Annotated in this window: 15 protein-coding genes; 8 read left to right on the forward strand and 7 right to left on the reverse strand. The window is 68.1% G+C overall.

The features are described 5' to 3' along the window. Nucleotides 1–20 precede the first annotated feature (20 nt). Nucleotides 21–1,538: a CYTH and CHAD domain-containing protein gene (locus ACVWYS_RS08965; RefSeq protein WP_344367696.1), complete on the reverse strand. Its 1,518-nt coding sequence runs from the start codon at nt 1,536–1,538 to the stop codon at nt 21–23. Between the two features lie 240 nt (nt 1,539–1,778). On the opposite strand from ACVWYS_RS08965, the gene ACVWYS_RS08970 reads away from it, so the two are divergent. Continuing rightward, a complete protein-coding gene (locus ACVWYS_RS08970; RefSeq protein WP_344367698.1) occupies nt 1,779–2,048 on the forward strand; it encodes a hypothetical protein in 270 nt (89 codons plus the stop codon). A 137-nt stretch (nt 2,049–2,185) separates the two neighbouring features. On the opposite strand, the gene malQ is transcribed toward ACVWYS_RS08970, so the two are convergent. Both malQ and ACVWYS_RS08980 read right to left on the reverse strand, forming a co-directional pair. After that, nucleotides 2,186–4,387, reverse strand: a complete 2,202-nt coding sequence (gene malQ / locus ACVWYS_RS08975) for a 4-alpha-glucanotransferase (protein ID WP_456509604.1) — start codon at nt 4,385–4,387, stop codon at nt 2,186–2,188. 9 nt (nt 4,388–4,396) lie between these two features. Continuing rightward, the gene (locus ACVWYS_RS08980) at nt 4,397–4,954 is read right to left on the reverse strand and encodes a hemerythrin domain-containing protein (RefSeq protein ID WP_456506516.1); all 558 of its coding nucleotides are present in this window, start codon (nt 4,952–4,954) and stop codon (nt 4,397–4,399) included. Nucleotides 4,955–5,184: 230 nt separating this feature from the next. On the opposite strand from ACVWYS_RS08980, the gene ACVWYS_RS08985 reads away from it, so the two are divergent. The 3 genes from ACVWYS_RS08985 (at nt 5,185) to ACVWYS_RS08995 (ending at nt 8,251) form a co-directional block, all read left to right on the forward strand. Next, nucleotides 5,185–5,973, forward strand: coding sequence for a M50 family metallopeptidase (locus ACVWYS_RS08985; protein WP_456509605.1), 789 nt, complete (start codon nt 5,185–5,187; stop codon nt 5,971–5,973). A 9-nt stretch (nt 5,974–5,982) separates the two neighbouring features. After that, nucleotides 5,983–7,050: a glutathione S-transferase family protein gene (locus tag ACVWYS_RS08990; protein WP_456509606.1), complete on the forward strand. Its 1,068-nt coding sequence runs from the start codon at nt 5,983–5,985 to the stop codon at nt 7,048–7,050. Nucleotides 7,051–7,237: 187 nt separating this feature from the next. Beyond that, complete coding sequence (locus tag ACVWYS_RS08995) at nt 7,238–8,251, forward strand: FUSC family protein (RefSeq protein WP_456510282.1); 1,014 nt, start codon at nt 7,238–7,240, stop codon at nt 8,249–8,251. 95 nt (nt 8,252–8,346) lie between these two features. On the opposite strand, the gene ACVWYS_RS09000 is transcribed toward ACVWYS_RS08995, so the two are convergent. The 3 genes from ACVWYS_RS09000 to ACVWYS_RS09010 are packed head-to-tail and all read right to left on the reverse strand — an operon-like array spanning nt 8,347 to nt 11,958. Further along, nucleotides 8,347–9,261 (reverse strand): MaoC/PaaZ C-terminal domain-containing protein, encoded by a 915-nt coding sequence (locus ACVWYS_RS09000; RefSeq protein WP_456509607.1) that lies wholly within the window; start codon nt 9,259–9,261, stop codon nt 8,347–8,349. Next, entirely contained in the window at nt 9,258–10,598 is a 1,341-nt protein-coding gene (locus ACVWYS_RS09005; RefSeq protein ID WP_344367706.1) for a 3-oxoacyl-ACP reductase, read from the reverse strand. The genes ACVWYS_RS09000 and ACVWYS_RS09005 overlap by 4 nt, the downstream gene beginning before the upstream one ends. A 10-nt stretch (nt 10,599–10,608) precedes the next feature. Next, nucleotides 10,609–11,958, reverse strand: coding sequence for an acetyl-CoA C-acetyltransferase (locus ACVWYS_RS09010; RefSeq protein WP_344367707.1), 1,350 nt, complete (start codon nt 11,956–11,958; stop codon nt 10,609–10,611). Between the two features lie 67 nt (nt 11,959–12,025). Here ACVWYS_RS09010 and ACVWYS_RS09015 point away from each other — a divergent pair, with 67 nt between their 5' ends. Both ACVWYS_RS09015 and ACVWYS_RS09020 read left to right on the forward strand, forming a co-directional pair. Next, on the forward strand, nt 12,026–12,856 hold the full coding sequence (locus ACVWYS_RS09015; protein WP_456509037.1) for a TetR family transcriptional regulator: 831 nt from the start codon (nt 12,026–12,028) through the stop codon (nt 12,854–12,856). Nucleotides 12,857–12,944: 88 nt separating this feature from the next. Further along, the gene (locus tag ACVWYS_RS09020) at nt 12,945–15,068 is read left to right on the forward strand and encodes an acyl-CoA dehydrogenase family protein (protein WP_456509608.1); all 2,124 of its coding nucleotides are present in this window, start codon (nt 12,945–12,947) and stop codon (nt 15,066–15,068) included. A 130-nt stretch (nt 15,069–15,198) separates the two neighbouring features. Here the strand turns inward: ACVWYS_RS09020 and glgA are convergent, their stop codons facing one another. Continuing rightward, nucleotides 15,199–16,407: a glycogen synthase gene (gene glgA, locus ACVWYS_RS09025; protein WP_116765907.1), complete on the reverse strand. Its 1,209-nt coding sequence runs from the start codon at nt 16,405–16,407 to the stop codon at nt 15,199–15,201. Nucleotides 16,408–16,509: 102 nt separating this feature from the next. Here glgA and glgC point away from each other — a divergent pair, with 102 nt between their 5' ends. Together glgC and ACVWYS_RS09035 are read left to right on the forward strand one after the other, a co-directional pair. Beyond that, complete coding sequence (gene glgC / locus ACVWYS_RS09030; protein WP_425547244.1) at nt 16,510–17,928, forward strand: glucose-1-phosphate adenylyltransferase; 1,419 nt, start codon at nt 16,510–16,512, stop codon at nt 17,926–17,928. A 56-nt stretch (nt 17,929–17,984) separates the two neighbouring features. Further along, complete coding sequence (locus ACVWYS_RS09035) at nt 17,985–19,493, forward strand: SDR family NAD(P)-dependent oxidoreductase (RefSeq protein ID WP_456509609.1); 1,509 nt, start codon at nt 17,985–17,987, stop codon at nt 19,491–19,493. Nucleotide 19,494 lies beyond the last annotated feature (1 nt).

Consider the following 19,494-nt stretch of genomic DNA (forward strand, 5'->3'; position numbering starts at 1 on the left):
TCTGCGGTTGGGAACGGTGCCTAGTTCCAGTGGAGAGGCTCCGGCCTGGACTTCCGCCACGCGCGGTAGAAGCTGGCGCGGGCCTCCTCGCCGCGCTGCTGCTCCAGCGCGTGCAGGCGCCCATAGCTGAATGCGTTGCCCCCGCCCGCCGCGGTCTGGGCCGCCAGCAGTCGAAGGGTTTCCCGGGTTACGACGCTGTCCTGGAGGTCCCCGAGGATCTCCTGGATCCCCTCCGCGGTTTGAGCAAGAGACGTTGCCTGCTTGCTGAAAATCGGGGCTGCCGCTTCGGCGGCATAGCGCAAGCGCTTGGCGCATTTCCGGACTTCATGCAGCGCGGCATCCTCCGGCGCCGTTCCCGTCGCGCTGATCGCGGCGCGAACGGCTTTCTTCAACCGTTTGCGTTCAGCCAAGACAAGAAGGCCAATTGTCCGCCGTGCATCCCGGCTTGCAGCGTCCGTGAGGGGCGGTCCGGCAATGAGGGCATCGAGGGAATCGAGGAGGCGGAAGTAGCGGTCGCTGTCCAGCGCCGCTAACCCTGCAGCATGGGCCTGGCGATAGGTGGCGCCAAGGTTCTCCTCGATCTGCTGCGCAACGGGACCCATCAACAGCTCAGCGGGCTCGGCACTCATCAGGTCCTTCAGTCTGGCCCGCATGACTTCGGTGTCCCGCGCCTCACCAACAGCGCCGGCCAGCCACTGGAGCTCTGCCCTTAGGAACCGGGGCGTCGTGGCGTCCATGAGCTTCCGGAACGACGCCAGCGCCGACCGCAACCGGCGCGCCGCCACCCGCAGCTGATGCACGGCATCCGGCTCGTCAGTGCGGACACCCGGATCGTGCTCCTTGAGGGCCTGAACCTGTTGGGCCAGGTACAACAGCAGGACGTCCGACGCCGGCCCGTGCCGGCGCGGGTCGGGCACCGCTGCGGGACTCACAGGTATGTTAGAACCGAGCGCCCTGGCCAGCTTGGACGGCAGGGCGGCCACGGGGACTCCGTCCGCGGCGAGCACATCATCCGCGTCGGCCAGCAGCTGTCTGGTGCCGTCGACGAGTTCAATTTCCCATTCCCGCCACCGCGACCGTTCCGCGGGGGTCAGGAAGGTTTGCGCCTCCACCCGGTCGTCGCTGAACGAGGCCAGGACCGTGCCTTGGGGGGAATACAGGGGAATCGAGTTCCGCCGTGTCTTGAGCCGTGCGACCGGCACCAGCCCGTGACTCCGGGCATGGACCTGCACCAACTGACGCAGACGCTCCGGGACCGGACCCTGATCGCTTCCAAGCGGCTCGGTGATTTCACGGCGCCCCTCCGCGGCGAGCGGGAGCTTCAGGTGCCACCCCGCATCCTGGCCGCCGGTGCGCCGCCGCAGGGTGATTCGCTGAGCGGCCAGTGCCAGTTCTTCGGTGTCGAAATAGACAGCGTCCAGCTCCTCGATGGCGGCCTCGCCCACGCGGCCTACTCCCGGAAGAGCGGCCAGCTGCGGAAGGGCAGCAGATTCCGCCGGGCTGTACTTGTGTTCCACCTCGGTTACGTCGGCGGCCATGATTCATTGTAGGAACGAACACGTGCGTCCGGCCTGTGCCCAAAGGCCCTTATCGCAGGAGAGTGACCGGGAAACCCGGTAAACGAGTCGGGCGGCCATCCTGTGGAGCACGGCCATTCAGAAGGCACGCAGATCCCGGCGGCATGCGGTAAGAAAATAGTCTTGCCCGGCTATGGAGCGGCGAGTAGCCTTCGGCGCAGTGGGCCTGCGGACCGCTGGCCCCCTAGGAGAGGATGCGCCATGCCAACCATAATCGGCCACCACGACATCAAGGACAAGGATCACTGGCTTGCCTCACCCAAACGCGAAGAGGTGTTCGGCCCTCTTGGCGTCACCAACATCCGCACGTTCGTCGACCCGCAGAACCCCAAGCATGTTGCGGTAATGATGGACGTTCCTGACTTGGACGCATTCAAGGCTGCGATGCAAAGCGAAGCAATGGGCGAGGCGATGGCCTACGACGGCGTACTGCCCGAGACCCTGGTCATCCTCGTCGAGGACAAGGCTTAGCTTCACCGGCGACAGCCGGGTGCACTCGGACGTGGCGAAGCTCCGACCAAATAGCGGTTGACCGGAGCTTCGGGACCATTATGGGCACCCGTTCCTGTGTGTAGGCCGGGAAATACCTGACCTACTGGTTGAGCAGATCACTCATCAGTGGCGCAATGGAGTGCACTCCGGACCGTACCCAGGAGGGACAGGAAGCGCTCATTGGCCGGCAGGTCATCGATCAGGACGACGCCCTCGGGCCCGGCCAGCGGGATGCGCCAGTTCGGATACTCGGTGCTGGTGCCCGGCTGGTTCTGGGTCCGCGACTCCCCCACGGCGTCCACGAGCGCCACGCCCAGCAGCGCGGACGGTGCCAGCGCCGTGTAGGCATAGAGCGCCTCGACCGTCGTCCGGACATCCGTGCCGCCTTCCGGCAGCAATCCGCGGGCCCGGACCTGCGCCAGGACGGCCTCCTGCTCGGCCGCTGCCTCGGCGCGTTCCTCATCCACGGGGCGCCCCAACAGCCCCAGCGATTCCCGCAAGGTGACGTGCTCACCGGCGAGGTAGCCCGCCGTAGGGGGAAGATCGTGCGTGTTCACGCTCGTCAGGCATTGCTGGCGGTAGTGTTCCGGCGGGATGGGGCCATTCGCGTCATGTTCGAACCAGAGGATCGAGGTGCCGAGGATCCCCCGTTCGGCCAGATAGTCACGGACCCAGGGTTCGAACACGCCCAGGTCCTCACCGATCACGATCGCCCCGGCGCGTTGAGCCTCCAGCGCGAGGATACCGATGAGGGCTTCGTGGTCGTAATAGACGTAGGTGCCGTTGCCCGGGCCGGCGCCCTCGGGGATCCACCAGAGCCGGAACAAGCCCAGGATGTGGTCCACGCGGATGCCTCCGGCGTGCCGCAGCACAGTCCGGAGCATGTCGCGGTAGGCGGCGTACCCGGATTCGGCGAGCCTGCCCGGATGCCACGGCGGCTGCGACCAGTTCTGGCCCTGCTGGTTGAACATGTCCGGCGGTGCGCCCACGCTCACGCCCCGGGCCAGGACACCGGCCAGGGTCCAGGCGTCGGCGCCGCCAGGTTTCACGCCGACCGCGAGGTCATGGACTATGCCGATCTCCATGCCTGCCTGATGCGCCGAGCGCTGTGCCGCCTCGAGCTGCTGGTCGCAGAGCCACTGGAGCCAGCGGTGGAAATCCATCCGGGCGGCGAGCGTTGAACGCTGCTCGGCACAGTACGGTGAATCCGGGTGTGCCGCCGCCCCGGCCCACTCCGGCGCCGACGGCGGCAGTTGTTCGGCGAGCGCACACCACAGCGCGAAGTCCTCGAGTCCCTGTCCTTGCTCGGCGCAGAAGTCGGCGAACTGCCGGTTGCGGGCTGGTCCCCGGCGGACCGCATAAACGAGTTCCAGGGCGGCCAGCTTCGCCGCGTAGGCGGCGTTGCGGTCCAGGAGGTCCCGGGACTCGTTGGCTGCCTGCAGGCTCGCGGCCAGGCGCGCTACCTCGGCCCGGCCGGGTGCGTCCAGATAACCGTATTCCGGGATTTCCTCGACCCGCAGGTAGAGGGGATTGAAAAAGCGCCGTGTGGTGGGCAGGTACGGGGAGTCTTCCACAGGCGGTACCGGTTCGGCGGCGTGCAGCGGATTGACCAGGACAAAGCCGGCCCCCTGCTCACCTGCGACGACGGCGAGGTCGGTGAGGTCTGCAAAGTCGCCAATCCCCCACGACCGGGCGGACCGCACGGAGTAGAGCTGGGCCGTCAACCCCCAGGAGCGACGTCCGGCGAGCCGGGCCGAGGTCCGGAGCCGGCCGGGCGTCACGATCAGCGGACACTGGGCCAGCGTGCCGTCGGCGTCCGCCCTCAGGGTATGCCAGCCGAGGCCAATGTGGCCGGGGACGGCAAAGGTCGCACGGCCGGTGAGGACGCCGTCGACGTCGACCGGCTGTTCCCAGTTCTCCTGCTGGGCGGCCTCGTGCCTGCTGCCGTCCTCGGCGTCGATCCAGACGCGGACGCGGCTTCCGTGCGGCACGTGGACATCGACGTGGACATCGCGTCCCTCCCCCGGCACCCCCTCCCTGAGTACAACGACCGGCGGGAGGATGCGCCGCCACGGCGCGAGCCGGGACTCCGCCAGCGAGCGTTGCTGCTCCGCAATCCCGTTGGCCGGGACTCCCAAGGCTCCCAGGACGTCCCGGAGCGTGTCCGCGGCCACGGAACGCTCTATGCCGTCCCAGCCCCAGTACGTCGTGCCGACGCCATGGGCCGCGGCAAGTTCGCGCAGGAGCGCGTCTGTGGTGTCGGTGTGCCCGGGAAGCACGGAGTCGTCGGGGTTCTCGTGGTGCGTACGGTCCGCCATGCGCCCACTCTAGACGCTGCCCCCGCGGCCCGCGCCCCCTCCATGGATGTGGGATTCACCTACTAGTTCTTCGAGCCCCTCGACGGCGGCCGCCAGCGACAGGTCCGGGTGCTCCACAAGGAACGGCAGCAGGAGACGGTTCTCCTTCTCCAGGTGCACGGCGAAGAGGCCCCTCAGGGTGCCGGCCGCGACGGCGGCGTCCACGCCACCGGCTCCGCGCAATTGGTCGATCGCTCCAGCTATCGCCTGATGCTCGGCCAGCAGGGCCGCGACGAGGAGCCGGGCCTCCGGCGTGCCTTCCGCTCCCCCGTACAGCGGGCCCTCCTCGGCGACCGCATGCGGGAGGAGGTCGGTTTCGCACCACTCCACGAGGACCTCGTGGGCATCGTGCTCGGCGACGGTCTTGCCCGCCGTCACGGCGTGGATGAGAGCGTCGGTCAGGGCGACGAGGCGCTTGAGCATCGCCGTGTGATGGCTTTCGACCGCCTCGAGGGCACGGACTTCATCGGCCGCGTCCCCGGGCAGCGTGTTCCGCGGCGTTGCGGCCGCGGCGTCCGGATTGTCCATAGTGACTCCTGGCTGGGCAGGATTGATGGTCGGATTCCACCTTACGGACACGGATCTCCGTGCGGACGGGTCTTTCGGCCCGTTCGTCCGCCCCGCCGCGTGTGTAAGGCACGGCCGCACCCGGCCTTGACCCGGATCCGTTTCGACGCCGTCGCAGCGTCCGCGCTAGCCTTGCACCCTATGGTTGACGACGAACGTTACCGGATCCCTCAGCACGCCTCGGGCAGGCTATGACCCGGTTTCTCGTGGCCGGGGAACCGAACCTGGCCCAGACATGGTGGGAGCGGATCGTGGCCGGATTCGGCCACGCCCCCAGCCCGCACGTGACCAGCACCGAGCTCGCCGTGGTGATCCTGCTGGCCGTGGCCGTGTCCCTGCCCCGCCTCACCTGGCGCTACTTTGGACTGCTCGCCACGGTGACCCACGAACTCGGCCATGCCTTTGCCGCCCTCACCACCGGACAGCGGCTCGGCGGTATTCGTCTGGGCCTGGATCACTCCGGCACCACCACGACGTTCAGCAGGAGCCGTGCCTCCGCAGCCTGGTCCACCTTCTGGGGCTACCCCGTGCCCGCGGTCGTTGGCGCCGTGATGGTCTGGTGCGGTTTCAACGGCTGGGGACCTGCGGCGATGTCCGTGGGAACCGTGATCCTCCTGGCGTCCTTCCTGTTCCTCCGCAACGGCACGGGCCTGCTCATCACCGCCGCCGCCGTGCTGGCCGCGGCGCTCCTGGTGCTGTTTGTGCCGCCGGTGTTCAACGGGCACGTCATGATCGTGCTGGGCCTGGCGCTCCTGGTCGCCGCCGTCAGGGACCTCGTTAAACTGGCAAACGTCCATCTCCGGCACCGTGACAGGCTCACGACGTCGGACGCCTATCTGCTGGCCCGGGCCACCTCGGTCCCTGCCGCGGTGTGGATTACCCTCTTCGCGGCCGTGGTGGCCGTCGCCTGGTGGTTTGCGTGGCAGCCGATGGCGCCGGTGTTCACGGCCTTGTTCGGACACGTCATTTCCCCGCCGTAGGCTGGGACCATGAGCCAGACTACCCACACCGACGACCCCGGATTCAGCACCAAAGGCGCGTACGTGACCGGCGGCGCGGAATTCACCCGCGACACCAACTACATCGAGGACCGGATCACCCGGGACGGAGCCCCCGGCCGCAACGGCGAACCCGGCTGGCCCGTCGAGCCTGGGCGTTACCGGCTCATCGCAGCACGTGCCTGCCCGTGGGCCAACCGCACGGTGATCGTGCGCCGGCTCCTGGGCCTGGAGGACGTCATCTCGCTCGGCCAGCCCGGCCCCACCCACGATGCCCGGTCCTGGACCTTTGACCTCGACCCGGACCGCAAGGATCCGGTCCTCGGGATCGAACGCATCCAGGACGCCTACTTCCGCCGCTTCCCCGGCTACCCCCGCGGGATCACGGTCCCGGCGATCGTGGACGTCCCCACCGGGCAGGTCGTGACCAACAACTTCCCCCAGATCACCCTCGACTTCTCCACGGAATGGGCGCAGTACCACCGCCCCGGCGCACCGGAGCTATACCCGGAACATCTGCGGGAAGAAATGGACGCCGTCAACAAGCGCGTCTTCACGGAAGTGAACAACGGCGTCTACCGGTGCGGCTTTGCCGGTTCCCAGGAAGCCTACGACGCCGCCTACGACCGGCTATGGACGGCCCTCGACTGGCTTGAGGAGCGCCTTGGCGGGCAACGGTACCTCGTGGGCGACACCATCACCGAGGCAGACGTCCGGCTCTTCACGACCCTGGCGCGCTTCGACGCCGTGTACCACGGGCACTTCAAGTGCAACCGGCAGAAGCTCAGCGAGATGCCGGTGCTGTGGGCCTACGCCCGTGACCTCTTCCAGACCCCCGGCTTCGGGGACACCACCGACTTCGTGCAGATCAAACAGCACTACTACATCGTCCACGAGGACATCAACCCCACCGGCGTTGTCCCGCGCGGACCGGAGCTGGGCAACTGGCTCTCCGCCCACGGCCGCGAAGCACTGGGCGGCCGGCCGTTCGGCGACGGCACGCCGCCCGGACCGGTGCGCCCCGGAGAAGAGGTCACCCCGGGACGCGGCGCAGCCTGACCGGAAAACACTGTCCTGCCGGGGTTCGTCCATTTGTCGCAGCAACATCTCCAGCCTAGGGTGAGCCGGGATGACTACGACAGACGAGGCAACGCACACCGGAGGCCCCTCCGTGTTCCGGCGGCTCTGGCGGATCGTGGCCGGCAACGTGTCCTCGGCGCTGCTGTGGCCACGGCTGCAGCTGGCCATGAAGGCAGGACTGGCCGCGGGCGTGGCCTTTGCCATCGCCCCGCTAATGCCCGGCTCCGCGGCCGACTACCCCTATTACGCTCCGCTGGGCGCTCTGGTGGCGATGTACGAGAACGTCGCCGGGTCCATGAAGCAGGGAGTGCAGACGCTCGCGGGGCTGGCGATAGGGATTGGACTGGCCTTTGTGCTTTTCATCCTCGGCAGCCCCTCACCGCTGACAGTCGGGATCGTGATGGCCTTTGGTGTTGTCCTGGCCGGACTTCCGAAGATCGGCGCAGGCCGGGACTGGATCCCGACGGCGGCGCTTCTGGTCCTGCTCGTGGGCGGCCACAACCCGGACACGTTCTCCTTCGGGTACCTCTTCCAGATGGGCGTCGGAGTCACGGTGGGCATCATTGTGAACCTGCTGGTCTTCCCGCCCCTGCACTTCCGGGCCGCCGAGCTCAGCATCGCGGAACTTCGCCTGGCACTCGCCCAGCAGCTCCGGGACATGGCGACGGCGCTCAAGGAGAGCTGGCCGCCGGAACACGAGGACTGGTCCAAGCGGTCCGACTCGCTCGAAGCCTCCGCGCGCTCCGTACGGCTGGCCGTGGAGAAGGCGGACGCCAGCCGGCGGGCGAATCCCCGGCGCCGGCTCCACCCTCGTGACATCGAACTGGATTACCGCAACCTGCGGGATCTTGAGCGGGTGACCTTCCACGTCCAGGACGTGACGCAGGTGCTGTCCGATGTCATCTGGGCCAAGGACACACCCTTTGTGGTGCCGGATGAATATACCGAGCCGCTTGCCGACGCCATGTCCGCCGTGGCTGACATCCTGCGCTCGATCGAGGAGGAGAACCCCGAAGAGCAGTCGGAGCGGATTGAAGCGGCCGACTCTGCCGTCAAGGCGCTGACGGGACGGATCGGCGCCGAGGAAACGGCCACCGACGCCCCCAGCGCAGTCGAGTCGATCCTGATGAGCCTGCACCGGATGCTGCGGGTCGTGAAGTCCTCCGCGGCCAGCGACTGACACACGGATACTCCGGCCAAACGCCCGGACCATGACGGCGGCGTCCGTCCCCGTGCGGGGGGCGGGCGCCGCCGTCATTCCTGGCCGGCTACCGGCTAGGACAGCGCCGCGACGGAGCCGCTGAAGTGCCGCCGCCCGGACAACGGGTTCCACGCCACATAGTCGGAGCGCTCCCATGCCCCGCCGCCGGCCTGAACGGTGCTGATGTCCAGCGCCACGCGGGCCGGCAGGAAGACCGGCGCCTCGAAGGCCACCTCCCAGCTGAACGAGTCCCCCTTGACGGCACCGACGTCCGCCAGCGCGCGCGACGCGAGGTACATGCCATGGGCGAGGGACCGGCGCAGCCCCATGGCCTTGGCCGTCAGGACGCTTAGGTGAATGGGATTGAAGTCGCCGGACACGGCCGCGTAGGCGCGCCCGGTGTCGACGCCCAACTGCCAGATCGCCGTCGGATCCGGTGCCGAGAACGGCGGCGGCGTTACCGGCACCGACGGCTTGTCGATCCCGGGCAGGAACACGCCCTTGGCCAGGTAGGTCGAGACCCCGCGCCAGCGGACTTCTTCTTGCCCGGCGGCCCGGACCTCCGCCACGACATCAAGCTGGGTGCCGGCCCTGTGTCCACGCAGGTTGTCCACCCGGGCACGGATGTCCAGAGCCTCGGTGAACAGCACCGGCGCGGACTGCACCACCGTGTTGCTCAGGTGGATCATGCCCAGCAGCGGCAACGGAAAGTCGTCCCGGTTCATCACGCTCATGGCCAGCGGAAACGCCAGCGCATGGATGAACCCGGCGGGCAGGACATCGCTCGCGGTCTCACCGATCAGGTGCTGGTAGGCGGTCAGGTTGGTGACGTCGGCCCGCACGCCGCGGACTTCGTGGGTGTAAGGCGGCAGTTCGGTGCCGCCGTGGGTGCCCAGGACCCGCCGCCGCGCCGCGGTGGCCGCCGCGTTGACGTAGAGCTTGGACAGGGCCGGCATCTCCCCAAGGATGACGGTCTGGGAACTGCTCATGCGCCCACCAAATTCTGCCCGCAGACGCGCAGCACCTCTCCGGAAATCCCGCCGGCGGCGTCGCTGGCAAGGAACGCGATGGCCTCGGCGACGTCCCCCGGCCGACCGCCCTGCTGCAGGGAATTGAGCCGGCGCGCGATTTCGCGGGTGGCGAAGGGGATCCGCGCGGTCATCTCCGTTTCGATGAAGCCGGGAGCGACGGCGTTGATGGACCCGCCGCGCTCGCCGATGAGCGGCACCGTGGCGCGGACCATGCCGATCACGCCGCCCTTGGACGCGGCATAGTTGGTCTGGCCGCGGTTTCCGGCGATCCCGCTTGTGGAGGCCACGGAGACGATCCGCGGCGAGTCGCGGAAGTGCTCCGAGGCCAGGAGGGCGTCATTGATCCGCAACTGCGCGGCGATGTTGACCGCGATGACGGAGTTCCAGCGGCCCGCATCCATATTGGCCAGGAGCTTGTCACGGGTGATTCCGGCGTTGTGGATCACGATGTCCAGCCGGCCGTGGCGTGCCACGGCGTGGTCAATGATCCGCTGGCCGGCGTCGCTGCGGCTGATATCCAGCTGCAGGGCCGTGCCGTGGACCTCGTTGGCCACGGCCGCGAGATGGTCGCCCGCAGCCGGGATGTCGACGAGGATGAGCGTGGCGCCGTCGCGGTACAGGGTGCGGGCGATCGCTGCCCCGATGCCCCGGGCGGCGCCCGTCACCACTGCCACCTTGCCGGCCAGCGGCTTCTCGACGTCATCGGGCAGCTGCCCCGCACCGGAGGTGACGGTCAGGAACTGCCCGTCCACGAACGCCGAGCGGCCGGACAGGAAGAACCGCAACGCCCCCAGCGTCCCGGGGCTGGTGGTGTCGGCGCCGGCGGCGAGCAGGATGCCGTTCCCTGTGGCGCCCGCGCGCAGTTCCTTCGCCAGCGACCGCAAGAGACCGTCCACGCCGTGCCGGGCCGCCGCCGTCGCCGGCTCCACCGCGGAGTCCGCCGTACGGGACACTGTGATGACACGGGCATTCGGGGCCAGGTCGCGCAGCGAGGTGGCCGCCGTGAGGACCGGGTGCTCCAGGTCCTCGGGACGGGCCAACTCGTCCAGCACCAGGATGATGGCGCCGAGCTTCTCCTTCGGGATCGCGTGGCGCCGGACGTCGAGGTTCCAGGCCAGGAGGGCCGCGGCCAGGCTGTCGGCGCCGCTGGTGGAGCCCTGAACCAGGACCGGCCCCTCGATCAGGGGGGCACCGGGCCGGTACCGCCGGAGGGCCACCGGCTGCGGGAGCCCGAGCCGCTTGGCAATGTCCCGGCCGGGTCCGTGGCTGACGAACCGGGTGTATGTGTCGGTCATCGGGTTCCCCTTAGAGTGCTTCGAGAATTGCGACGACGCCCTGGCCGCCGGCGGCGCAGATGGACACAAGCCCGCGCGCCGGGCGGCCGTCGGCCTGACCCTTGGCATGCAGCATCTTCGCCAGCGACGCCACGATCCGGCCGCCCGTGGCAGCGAACGGGTGCCCGGCAGCCAGCGAAGAGCCGTTGACGTTCAGTTTGGACCGGTCAATGCTGCCGAAGGCGCCGTCCAGGCCCAGGCGGGTGCGGCCGAATTCCTCGTCCTCCCACGCGGCAAGGGTGCTCAGCACCGTCCCGGCGAAGGCCTCGTGGATCTCGAAGAAGTCGAAGTCCTCAAGGGTGAGGTTGTGGCGTGCGAGCAGCCGCGGCACCGCGAAGGCCGGTGCCATGAGCAGCCCGTCCTTGCCATGGACAAAGTCCACGGCGGCCGCTTCGCCGTCAACCACGGCGGCGAGCTTGGGGAGGTCGTGGGCATCGGCCCATTCCTCGGAGGCGAGCAGCACGGTGGAGGCGCCGTCCGTCAGCGGGGTGGAATTGCCGGCCGTCATCGTCGCCTCGGCGCCAAGGTTCTTGCCGAAGACCGGCTTGAGCGTCGCCAGTTTCTCCAGGCTCGTGTCGGCCCGCAGATTGGAGTCGCGGCTCAGGCCCCGGTAGGGCGTCAAGAGGTCGTCGAAGAAGCCGGCGTCGTAGGCCGCGGCAAGATTCTTGTGGCTGTTGAAGGCGAGCTCGTCCTGGGCCTCCCGGGTGATCTTCCACTGCGCGGTGGTCAGCGCCTGGTGCTCGCCCATTGACAGCCCGGTGCGCGGCTCCCCCGTGTTCGGGGCATCGGGGGCCAGGTCCTTGGGCCGGAGCCGGCTGAGAACCTGCAGCTTCCGGGATACCGTCTTCGCCCGATTCAGGTCCAGGAGCACCTCGCGGAGCCCTTCGCTGACGGCGATGGGGGCATCCGAGGCCGAGTCGACGCCGCCGGCGATCGCCGACTCGATCTGGCCCAGCTTGATCTTGTTGGCCAGGCCGAGGACTGTCTCCAGGCCGGTGGCGCATGCCTGCTGGAGGTCATACGCGGGGGTCTCGGCGGAGAGGGCCGAGCCGAGGACTGCTTCCCGGGTGAGGTTGAAGTCGCGGGAGTGCTTAAGGACGGCTCCGGCGGCGACTTCCCCGATCCGCTCATCCTGGAGGCCAAAGCGGGCGATGAGTCCGTCCAGGGCGGCGGTGAGCATGTCCTGGTTGGAGGACTTGGTGTAGGCGCCGCCGGTCCGGGCAAACGGTATGCGGTTGCCGCCCACAACCACGGCTTTGCGGAGCTGCGTGGCGGCGGTCGGTTCCTGCGGGCCGGGTACTGACTGTCCGTTGACGGACATGGGCTGTCTCCTTCGATCAAAGCGGTTACCGATACCCAGCGTACCTGATACGCTGGGTATCGTGAACATCCCCCACGCTAGTCCGCCGGACGCCACCACGGCCAGCGGCAAGGCCGCCGCCAGGGGCGCCGGCCCCCGGTCCAGCACCCCGCCAAACACCCCGTCAAGCGGCGCGTCGGGCGCCCCCTCCGGCACCCCCGGTGGGCCGTCCGGCGTCGACGGCCGTTCCTCGCGGTGGCAGTCCCACCGCGAGGAACGGCGGCGGGAGCTCATCAAGTCAGCCCGGAAGGCGGTGCACGCCCTGGGCAGCGACGCTTCCATGGAAGACATCGCCGTAGCCGCGGGAACGTCAAAGTCCGTGTTCTACCGCTATTTTGGTGACAAAGCCGGTCTCCAGCAGGCCGTGGGCGAGGTGGTGCTGGGCCAGATGCAGCGCCGGATCCAGGAGGCCGCCCAGAGCGCCCAGACACCGCGCGAGGGCCTGTTCGCCATGGTCTCGGCCTACCTGCAGATGGCCGAGACCAGCCCGAACGTCTATACGTTCGTGACTCGCCACGGCCACGGCGACGCAGACACGGCGGGTCCGTCCGTCTCCACCGCCGGGGCGCTGAGCCACTTCTTCGCCGCCATCAGCGACATGATCGCCCGGCCCATGCGCAGCCACCTGGGCGGCGGCCAGGACAAGGAAGCCGTGATCGGCTACTGGCCCAACGCCGCGATCGGGCTGGTGCGGAACGCCGGAGAGCAGTGGCTCGCCAGCCCGCCGGGACCCGCCAAGCCGGACCAGGAGGCCATGGCACGGCAGATTACGGACTGGCTCTGCTTCGGGATCGCTCCCGAACTGCAGACGCCGCCCCCGGCGGGGGCGGACCCTGTGCCGGACCGCGGCACCTCCTAGCACCGACACCCGGGCCCCCGGCCTCGCAGCCGAGACCCCGGACCTGAGGCCTTAGCACTGAATTGTCAGAACCAAAGAAGGAATCGACATGACTGAACTCGCCGACCGTACCGCCGGCACCGAGCCCGGACGCAGCACAACACCGGCAGCCGGCCGGCCCGGCGCTCCGGAGCAGCCCGCCGTCGACGTCGCAGCCCTTGGCGAGCAACTGTTGGGCAAATGGGCCGACGTTCGCCGGCACGCCCGCGCGGTGTCCGGCCAGCCGGAACTGCACAAGATCGAAGGCCTGACCCACACCGAACACCGCCGGCGTGCCTTCGGGCAGCTGGAGCACCTCGTGCGCCACGAAGCCGTCCACCGGGCCTTCCCGTCCGCGCTTGGCGGCAACGATGACCATGGCGGCAACATTGCAGGCTTCGAGGAACTGGTCACCGCCGATCCTTCCCTGCAGATCAAGGCCGGCGTGCAGTGGGGCCTCTTCGGTTCCGCCGTCATGCACCTGGGCACCGAGGACCACCACCGCAAGTGGCTGCCGGGCATCATGAGCCTGGCAATTCCCGGCTGTTTTGCCATGACCGAGACCGGGCACGGCTCGGACGTCGCCAGCATCGCCACCACGGCCACCTACGACCCGGCCACCGAGGAATTCGTGATCCACACGCCGTTCCGGGCCGCGTGGAAGGATTACATCGGCAACGCCGCGATCGACGGCCTGGGCGCGGTCGTCTTCGCCCAGCTCCTGACCAAGGGCGTCAACCACGGCGTGCACGCTTTCTACCTGGATCTGCGCGACCCCGACACCAAGGAATTCCTGCCCGGGATCGGCGGCGAGGACGACGGCGTCAAGGGCGGCCTGAACGGCATCGACAACGGCCGGCTCCACTTCGCGAATTTCCGCATCCCGCGCACCAACCTGCTCAACCGCTACGGCGACGTCGATGCCGAGGGCAACTACACCTCCCCCATCGCCAGCCCGGGCCGGCGTTTCTTCACCATGCTCGGCACCCTCGTCCAGGGCAGGGTCTCGCTCGACGGTGCCGCCGTGGCCGCCTCCAAGCTCGCGCTGAAGACCGCCATCCAGTACGCCACCGAGCGCCGGCAGTTCAACGCCTCCTCCCAGACCGACGAGGAGGTCCTGCTGGACTACCAGCGGCACCAGCGCAGGCTCTTCACCCGGCTCGCCACCACTTACGCGGCCAGCTTCGCGCACGAGCAGCTGCTCGAGAAGTTCGACGACGTTTTCTCCGGCCGGCACGACACCGACGAGGACCGGCAGGACCTCGAGACCCTGGCCGCGGCGCTCAAGCCGCTCAGCACCTGGCATGCCCTGGACACGCTGCAGGAATGCCGCGAGGCCTGCGGCGGTGCCGGCTTCCTGATCGAGAACCGCTTCGCGTCGCTCCGCGCGGACCTGGATGTCTATGTGACCTTCGAAGGCGACAACACGGTCCTGCTGCAGCTCGTCGCCAAGCGCCTGCTCGCGGACTACGCCAAGGAGTTCCGCAACGCCAACGTCGGTGTCCTGGCCCGCTACGTCGTGTCCCAGGCGACGGGCACTGCGCTGCACCGCAGCGGCCTGCGCCAGGTGGCCCAGTTCATGGCCGATTCCGGCTCCGTGCAGAAGGCCGCGATCGCCATCCGCGACGAATCAAGCCAGCGCGCCCTCCTGACCGACCGGGTCCAGGCCATGGTTGCGCAGGTCGGCGCGGCGCTCAAGGGGGCCAACAGGCTCCCGCAGCGGCAGGGCGCCGCCCTGTTCAACGCACACCAGCACGAGCTCATCGAAGCCGCACAGGCGCACGCCGAGCTGCTGCAGTGGGAGGCCTTTACCGAAGCCCTCGGCAACGTCACCGACCCCGGTACGCACAAGGTCCTGACCTGGCTGCGTGATCTCTTCGGCCTGTCGCTCATCGAGAAGAACCTGTCCTGGTACCTGATGAACGGCCGGTTGTCGATGCAGCGCGGGCGCACCGTGGGCGAGTACATCAACCGGCTCCTCGTGAAGATCCGGCCGCATGCCGTCGACCTTGTGGACGCGTTCGGCTACGGACCTGAGCATCTCCGCGCGGAAATCTCGACCGGGGCGGAAAGGATCCGGCAGGACGAGGCCCGGGACTACTTCCGGAAGCAGCGGGCCAGCGGCCAGGCGCCCGTGGATGAGAAGATCCTGCTCGCCCGCACCACGCTGCAGTCCAAGGCCGCGCGCGCCTGAGCTTTCAGCGGCACCATCATCCGGCGAAGCCACTAACGCACGACGGCGCCGCTCCCCGTTGAGGGGGCGGCGCCGTCGGGTGTTCAGCAGTCCTTGCCTGAGTCCATATCTCTGTCTGGAGGACTGCTGGTCAGGAGGCCGGGCCCGGAAGGACCGAACGGTAGACCTCCAGCGTGGTCTCTGTGATCGATTCCCAGGAGAAGTGCTCCTCCGCCCGGCGCCGGCCCGCTTCCCCCATGGCCCGGGCCCGGGCGGGATCGGACACCACCTCGGTCAAGGCGGCGGCGAACTCGGTGACAAACTTTTCCGGGTCGAGCGGGGTGCCCGTGCCGTCGGTGACCTGTTCGAGCTCCACGAGCAGCCCGGTCACGCCGTGATCGACAACCTCCGGGATACCGCCGGTGGCGCTGGCCACCACGGCGGCACCGCAGGCCATGGCTTCAAGGTTCACGATGCCCAGCGGCTCGTAGATCGACGGGCAGGCGAACGCCGTGGCGTGGCTGAGGACCTGGATGAGCTCGTTGCGGGGCAGCATCCGTTCCACCACGATCACGCCCGTGCGCTTGCTCTGCAGCTCCTCGATGAGGCGCGCGGTCTCGGCCGCCAGCTCTGGAGTATCGGCTGCGCCGAGGCACAGCACCAGCTGGACATTGGCCGGCAGTTTGGCGGCGGCACGGAGGAGGTAGGGAACGCCCTTTTGCCGGGTGTTGCGGCCGACAAACACGACGCTCGGCAGCGAGGGGTCGATCCCGAGCGCCCGGACCACGTCCTCGCCCTCGTCCCGGTTCCACAAGCTGACGTCAATGCCGTTGTGGACCACCTTGACCTTGGCCGGGTCCACCTCCGGATAGCTGCGCAGGATGTCCTGCCGCATGCCTTCCGAAACGGCGATGATGGCGGCGGCGGCCTCGTAGGCGGTCTTTTCCACCCAGGAAGACACCGCGTAGCCGCCGCCGAGCTGTTCGGCCTTCCACGGGCGCAGCGGTTCCAGGCTGTGGGCGCTGAGCACATGGGGAATGCCGTGGAGCAGGGACGCAATGTGTCCTGCCATGTTGGCGTACCAGGTGTGGGAGTGCACCAGGTCCGCGCCGGCAATGTCCGGAACGATCCTAAGATCCACCCCGAGGGTCTGGATGGCGGCGTTGGCGGAGCCCAGGTCTTCGGGCACGGAGTAGGACGTGACCGTCGCTCCGTGGTACCCGGGCTCGCGGGGCGCGCCGAAGGCACGCACCTGTAGGTCCACACGTTGGGCCAGGACTCTACTGAGCTCGGCCACATGGACTCCGGCGCCGCCGTAGATTTCCGGCGGGAATTCTTTGGTCACAATGTCTATTCGCACATGCACCAAGGTAGTCGTTACGGTGGAACTGATCTAGTGTGAAGACGTTCGGGCATGCCGGACTGTTTTGGGGAGTAACGAAGGCGTTCAGGAGCGATAACCATGCCGCAGCAAAAGAAAGTCTTGGCAATTGTCCTCGCAGGTGGCGAGGGAAACCGGCTCATGCCATTGACGGCGGACCGGGCCAAGCCGGGCGTGCCGTTTGCCGGAAGCTACCGGCTCATTGACTTTGCCCTTTCAAATCTTGTGAATTCGCGTTATTTGCAAATTGTGGTGCTGACGCAATACAAGTCGCACAGCCTGGACCGGCACATTTCTGAAACGTGGCGCTTGTCGACCCAATTAGGCAACTACGTGGCCTCCGTTCCGGCCCAGCAGCGGGTCGGCAAGAGCTGGTTCCTGGGGAGTGCCAACGCCATCTATCAGTCTCTGAACCTGATCCACGACGCCAACCCCGACATCGTCGTCGTGGTGGGCGCAGACCACGTCTACCGCATGGACTTCTCCCAGATGGTGGCGCAGCACGTAGCCAGCGGGGCCAAGGCGACGGTAGCCGCCGTCCGCCAGCCGCTGCACATGGCGGACCAGTTCGGCGTGATCGAAACCGACCCCGAAAATCCGGACAAGATTTCCGCCTTCGTCGAGAAGCCGTCCTCGACGCCCGGCCTCGCGGCCGACCCGAGCCAGTTCCTGGCCTCCATGGGCAATTACGTGTTCAACGCCGATGCCCTCGTCGAAGCCCTGCACGTTGACGCCGAGCGCCTCGACACCAAGCACGACATGGGCGGGGACATCATCCCCTATTTTGTCTCCCAGGGTGAGGCCGGCGTCTACGACTTCACGCTCAACGACATTCCCGGGTCCACCGAACGGGACCGCACCTACTGGCGCGACGTCGGCACCATTGACTCGTTCTACGACGCCCACATGGACCTCATCTCCCCTGTGCCGGTGTTCAACCTCTACAACTCCGAGTGGCCGATCTACACCCGCCAGAGCGTCTCCCCGCCGGCCAAGTTTGTCCGCGGCAAATCCAACACCGTGGGCAGCGCCCTCGATTCCATCGTGGCCAACGGCGTCGTCGTCTCGGGCGGCATCGTGGAGGGCTCAGTGCTCTCCAACGATGTGTACGTCGGCACATCCAGCCGGGTCCTGGATTCGGTGCTCATGGACAAGGTCAATGTCGGCGAGGGTGCTGTGATCAGGCGCGCCATCCTCGACAAGAACGTCAAGGTTCCGGCCGGGGCCGCGATCGGCCTCGACGCCGAACTCGACCGCGCCCGCGGCTTCAAGGTCACGGAGTCCGGCATCACCGTCCTGTCCAAGGGGCAGCTCGTCCCGGAGCCCGGCGACGCAGAACGGGCGCTCTCCGCCGCTAACCTGCGCCTTGTGCCGGATGCCGTCCGCGCTGCCACCGAAAACTGGCCGGAACTGCGGGACTCGGTGGACAGGGTCGCTGAGGCGCAGGCCGCCGCCGTCGGCGTGGACTCCCAGGGCAAACGCTCGACCAAGGCCTACTAAGGCCGGTGCCCTGCCGGAGGTCCGGCAGGGCACCGGTTGCCTGTAAAATTGGGGCAATGAGCTCCCCCGATCTATCCTCCGATCTTTCCGTTGCTGCGTTGACCCCAGCCGAGCCGGCCGCTGCCGAGCTGACCCCGGAGGAGATTCGGGCTTGCCTGAAGGTCCTGAACACCATCCACGCGTACGACGAGGAACACCCGGACTACGTGTCCGTCCGCCGTGCCACCGGGAAGATGTTCAAGGCGGTCAAGCGCCACCGCCGGGTTGCCAAGCGGGATGAGATCGCCGAAGCGGACCGCGCCGTCATCGCCCAGACAGCGACGGCGGCCCCGGACAGGATCGACGACGAGACGCGCGGCAACAAGCTTGCCCCGTCCGCGACCGGCGAAATCGCCGGGCACCTCATCAGGTCTCGCCCGTGTTACATCTGCAAGCAGCACTACACCCAGGTGGACGCCTTTTATCACCAGCTGTGCCCCGGGTGTGCCCTGTTCAGCCACAGCAAGCGCGACGCGCGCACCGACCTGACCGGCCGCAATGCCCTGTTGACCGGTGGCCGGGCGAAGATCGGCATGTACATCGCGCTCCGGCTCCTCCGGGACGGCGCCCACACCACCATCACCACACGCTTCCCGAAGGACGCTGCGCGCCGCTTTGCCGCGATGGAGGACAGTGCTGACTGGCTGCACCGGCTCCGGATCGTGGGCATCGACCTCCGGGATCCGTCCCAGGTGATGGCCCTGACGGACTCCCTGGACGCCGCAGGTCCGCTGGACATCATCATCAACAACGCGGCCCAGACGGTGCGGCGCTCCGGAAACGCCTATAAGCCCCTGGTCGACGCCGAGGACGAGCCGCTGCCCGCGGCCCTTCAGGCCGGCAATGGGGGGCCCGAGCTCGTCACGTTCGGCCACGCGCATGACAAGCACCCGCTGGCACTGGCCAGCACGGTGCTTGAACACCCTGTGCTGGCCGGGGACGCCATCACCTCCCTGGCCCTGTCCACGGGTTCTGCCTCACTGGAGCGCATTTCCTCGGGCACCGCGATCGACGCCGGCGGGTTGGTGCCGGATCTCGCCACGATCAACAGCTGGACCCAGGTGGTGGACGAGGTGGACCCGCTGGAGATGCTCGAAGTGCAGCTGTGCAACGTCACGGCCCCGTTCCTGCTGGTGAGCCGGCTCCGCGGCGCCATGAAGCGCTCCACCGCGCGGCGGAAGTACATCGTCAACGTCAGCGCCATGGAAGGCCAGTTCTCCCGCGCCTACAAGGGCCCCGGGCACCCGCACACGAACATGGCCAAGGCGGCGCTGAACATGATGACGCGCACCAGTGCCCAGGAAATGCTTGACGCCGACGGGATCCTGATGACCGCAGTGGATACCGGCTGGATCACGGACGAGCGCCCGCACTACACCAAGGTCCGTCTCATGGAAGAGGGCTTCCACGCGCCACTGGACCTGGTTGACGGCGCGGCCCGCGTCTATGACCCGATCGTCATGGGCGAGGCCGGCGAAGATCAGTACGGCGTCTTCCTCAAGGACTACAAGCCCAGCCCCTGGTGAC

Source organism: Arthrobacter sp. TE12231 (assembly GCF_054062895.1).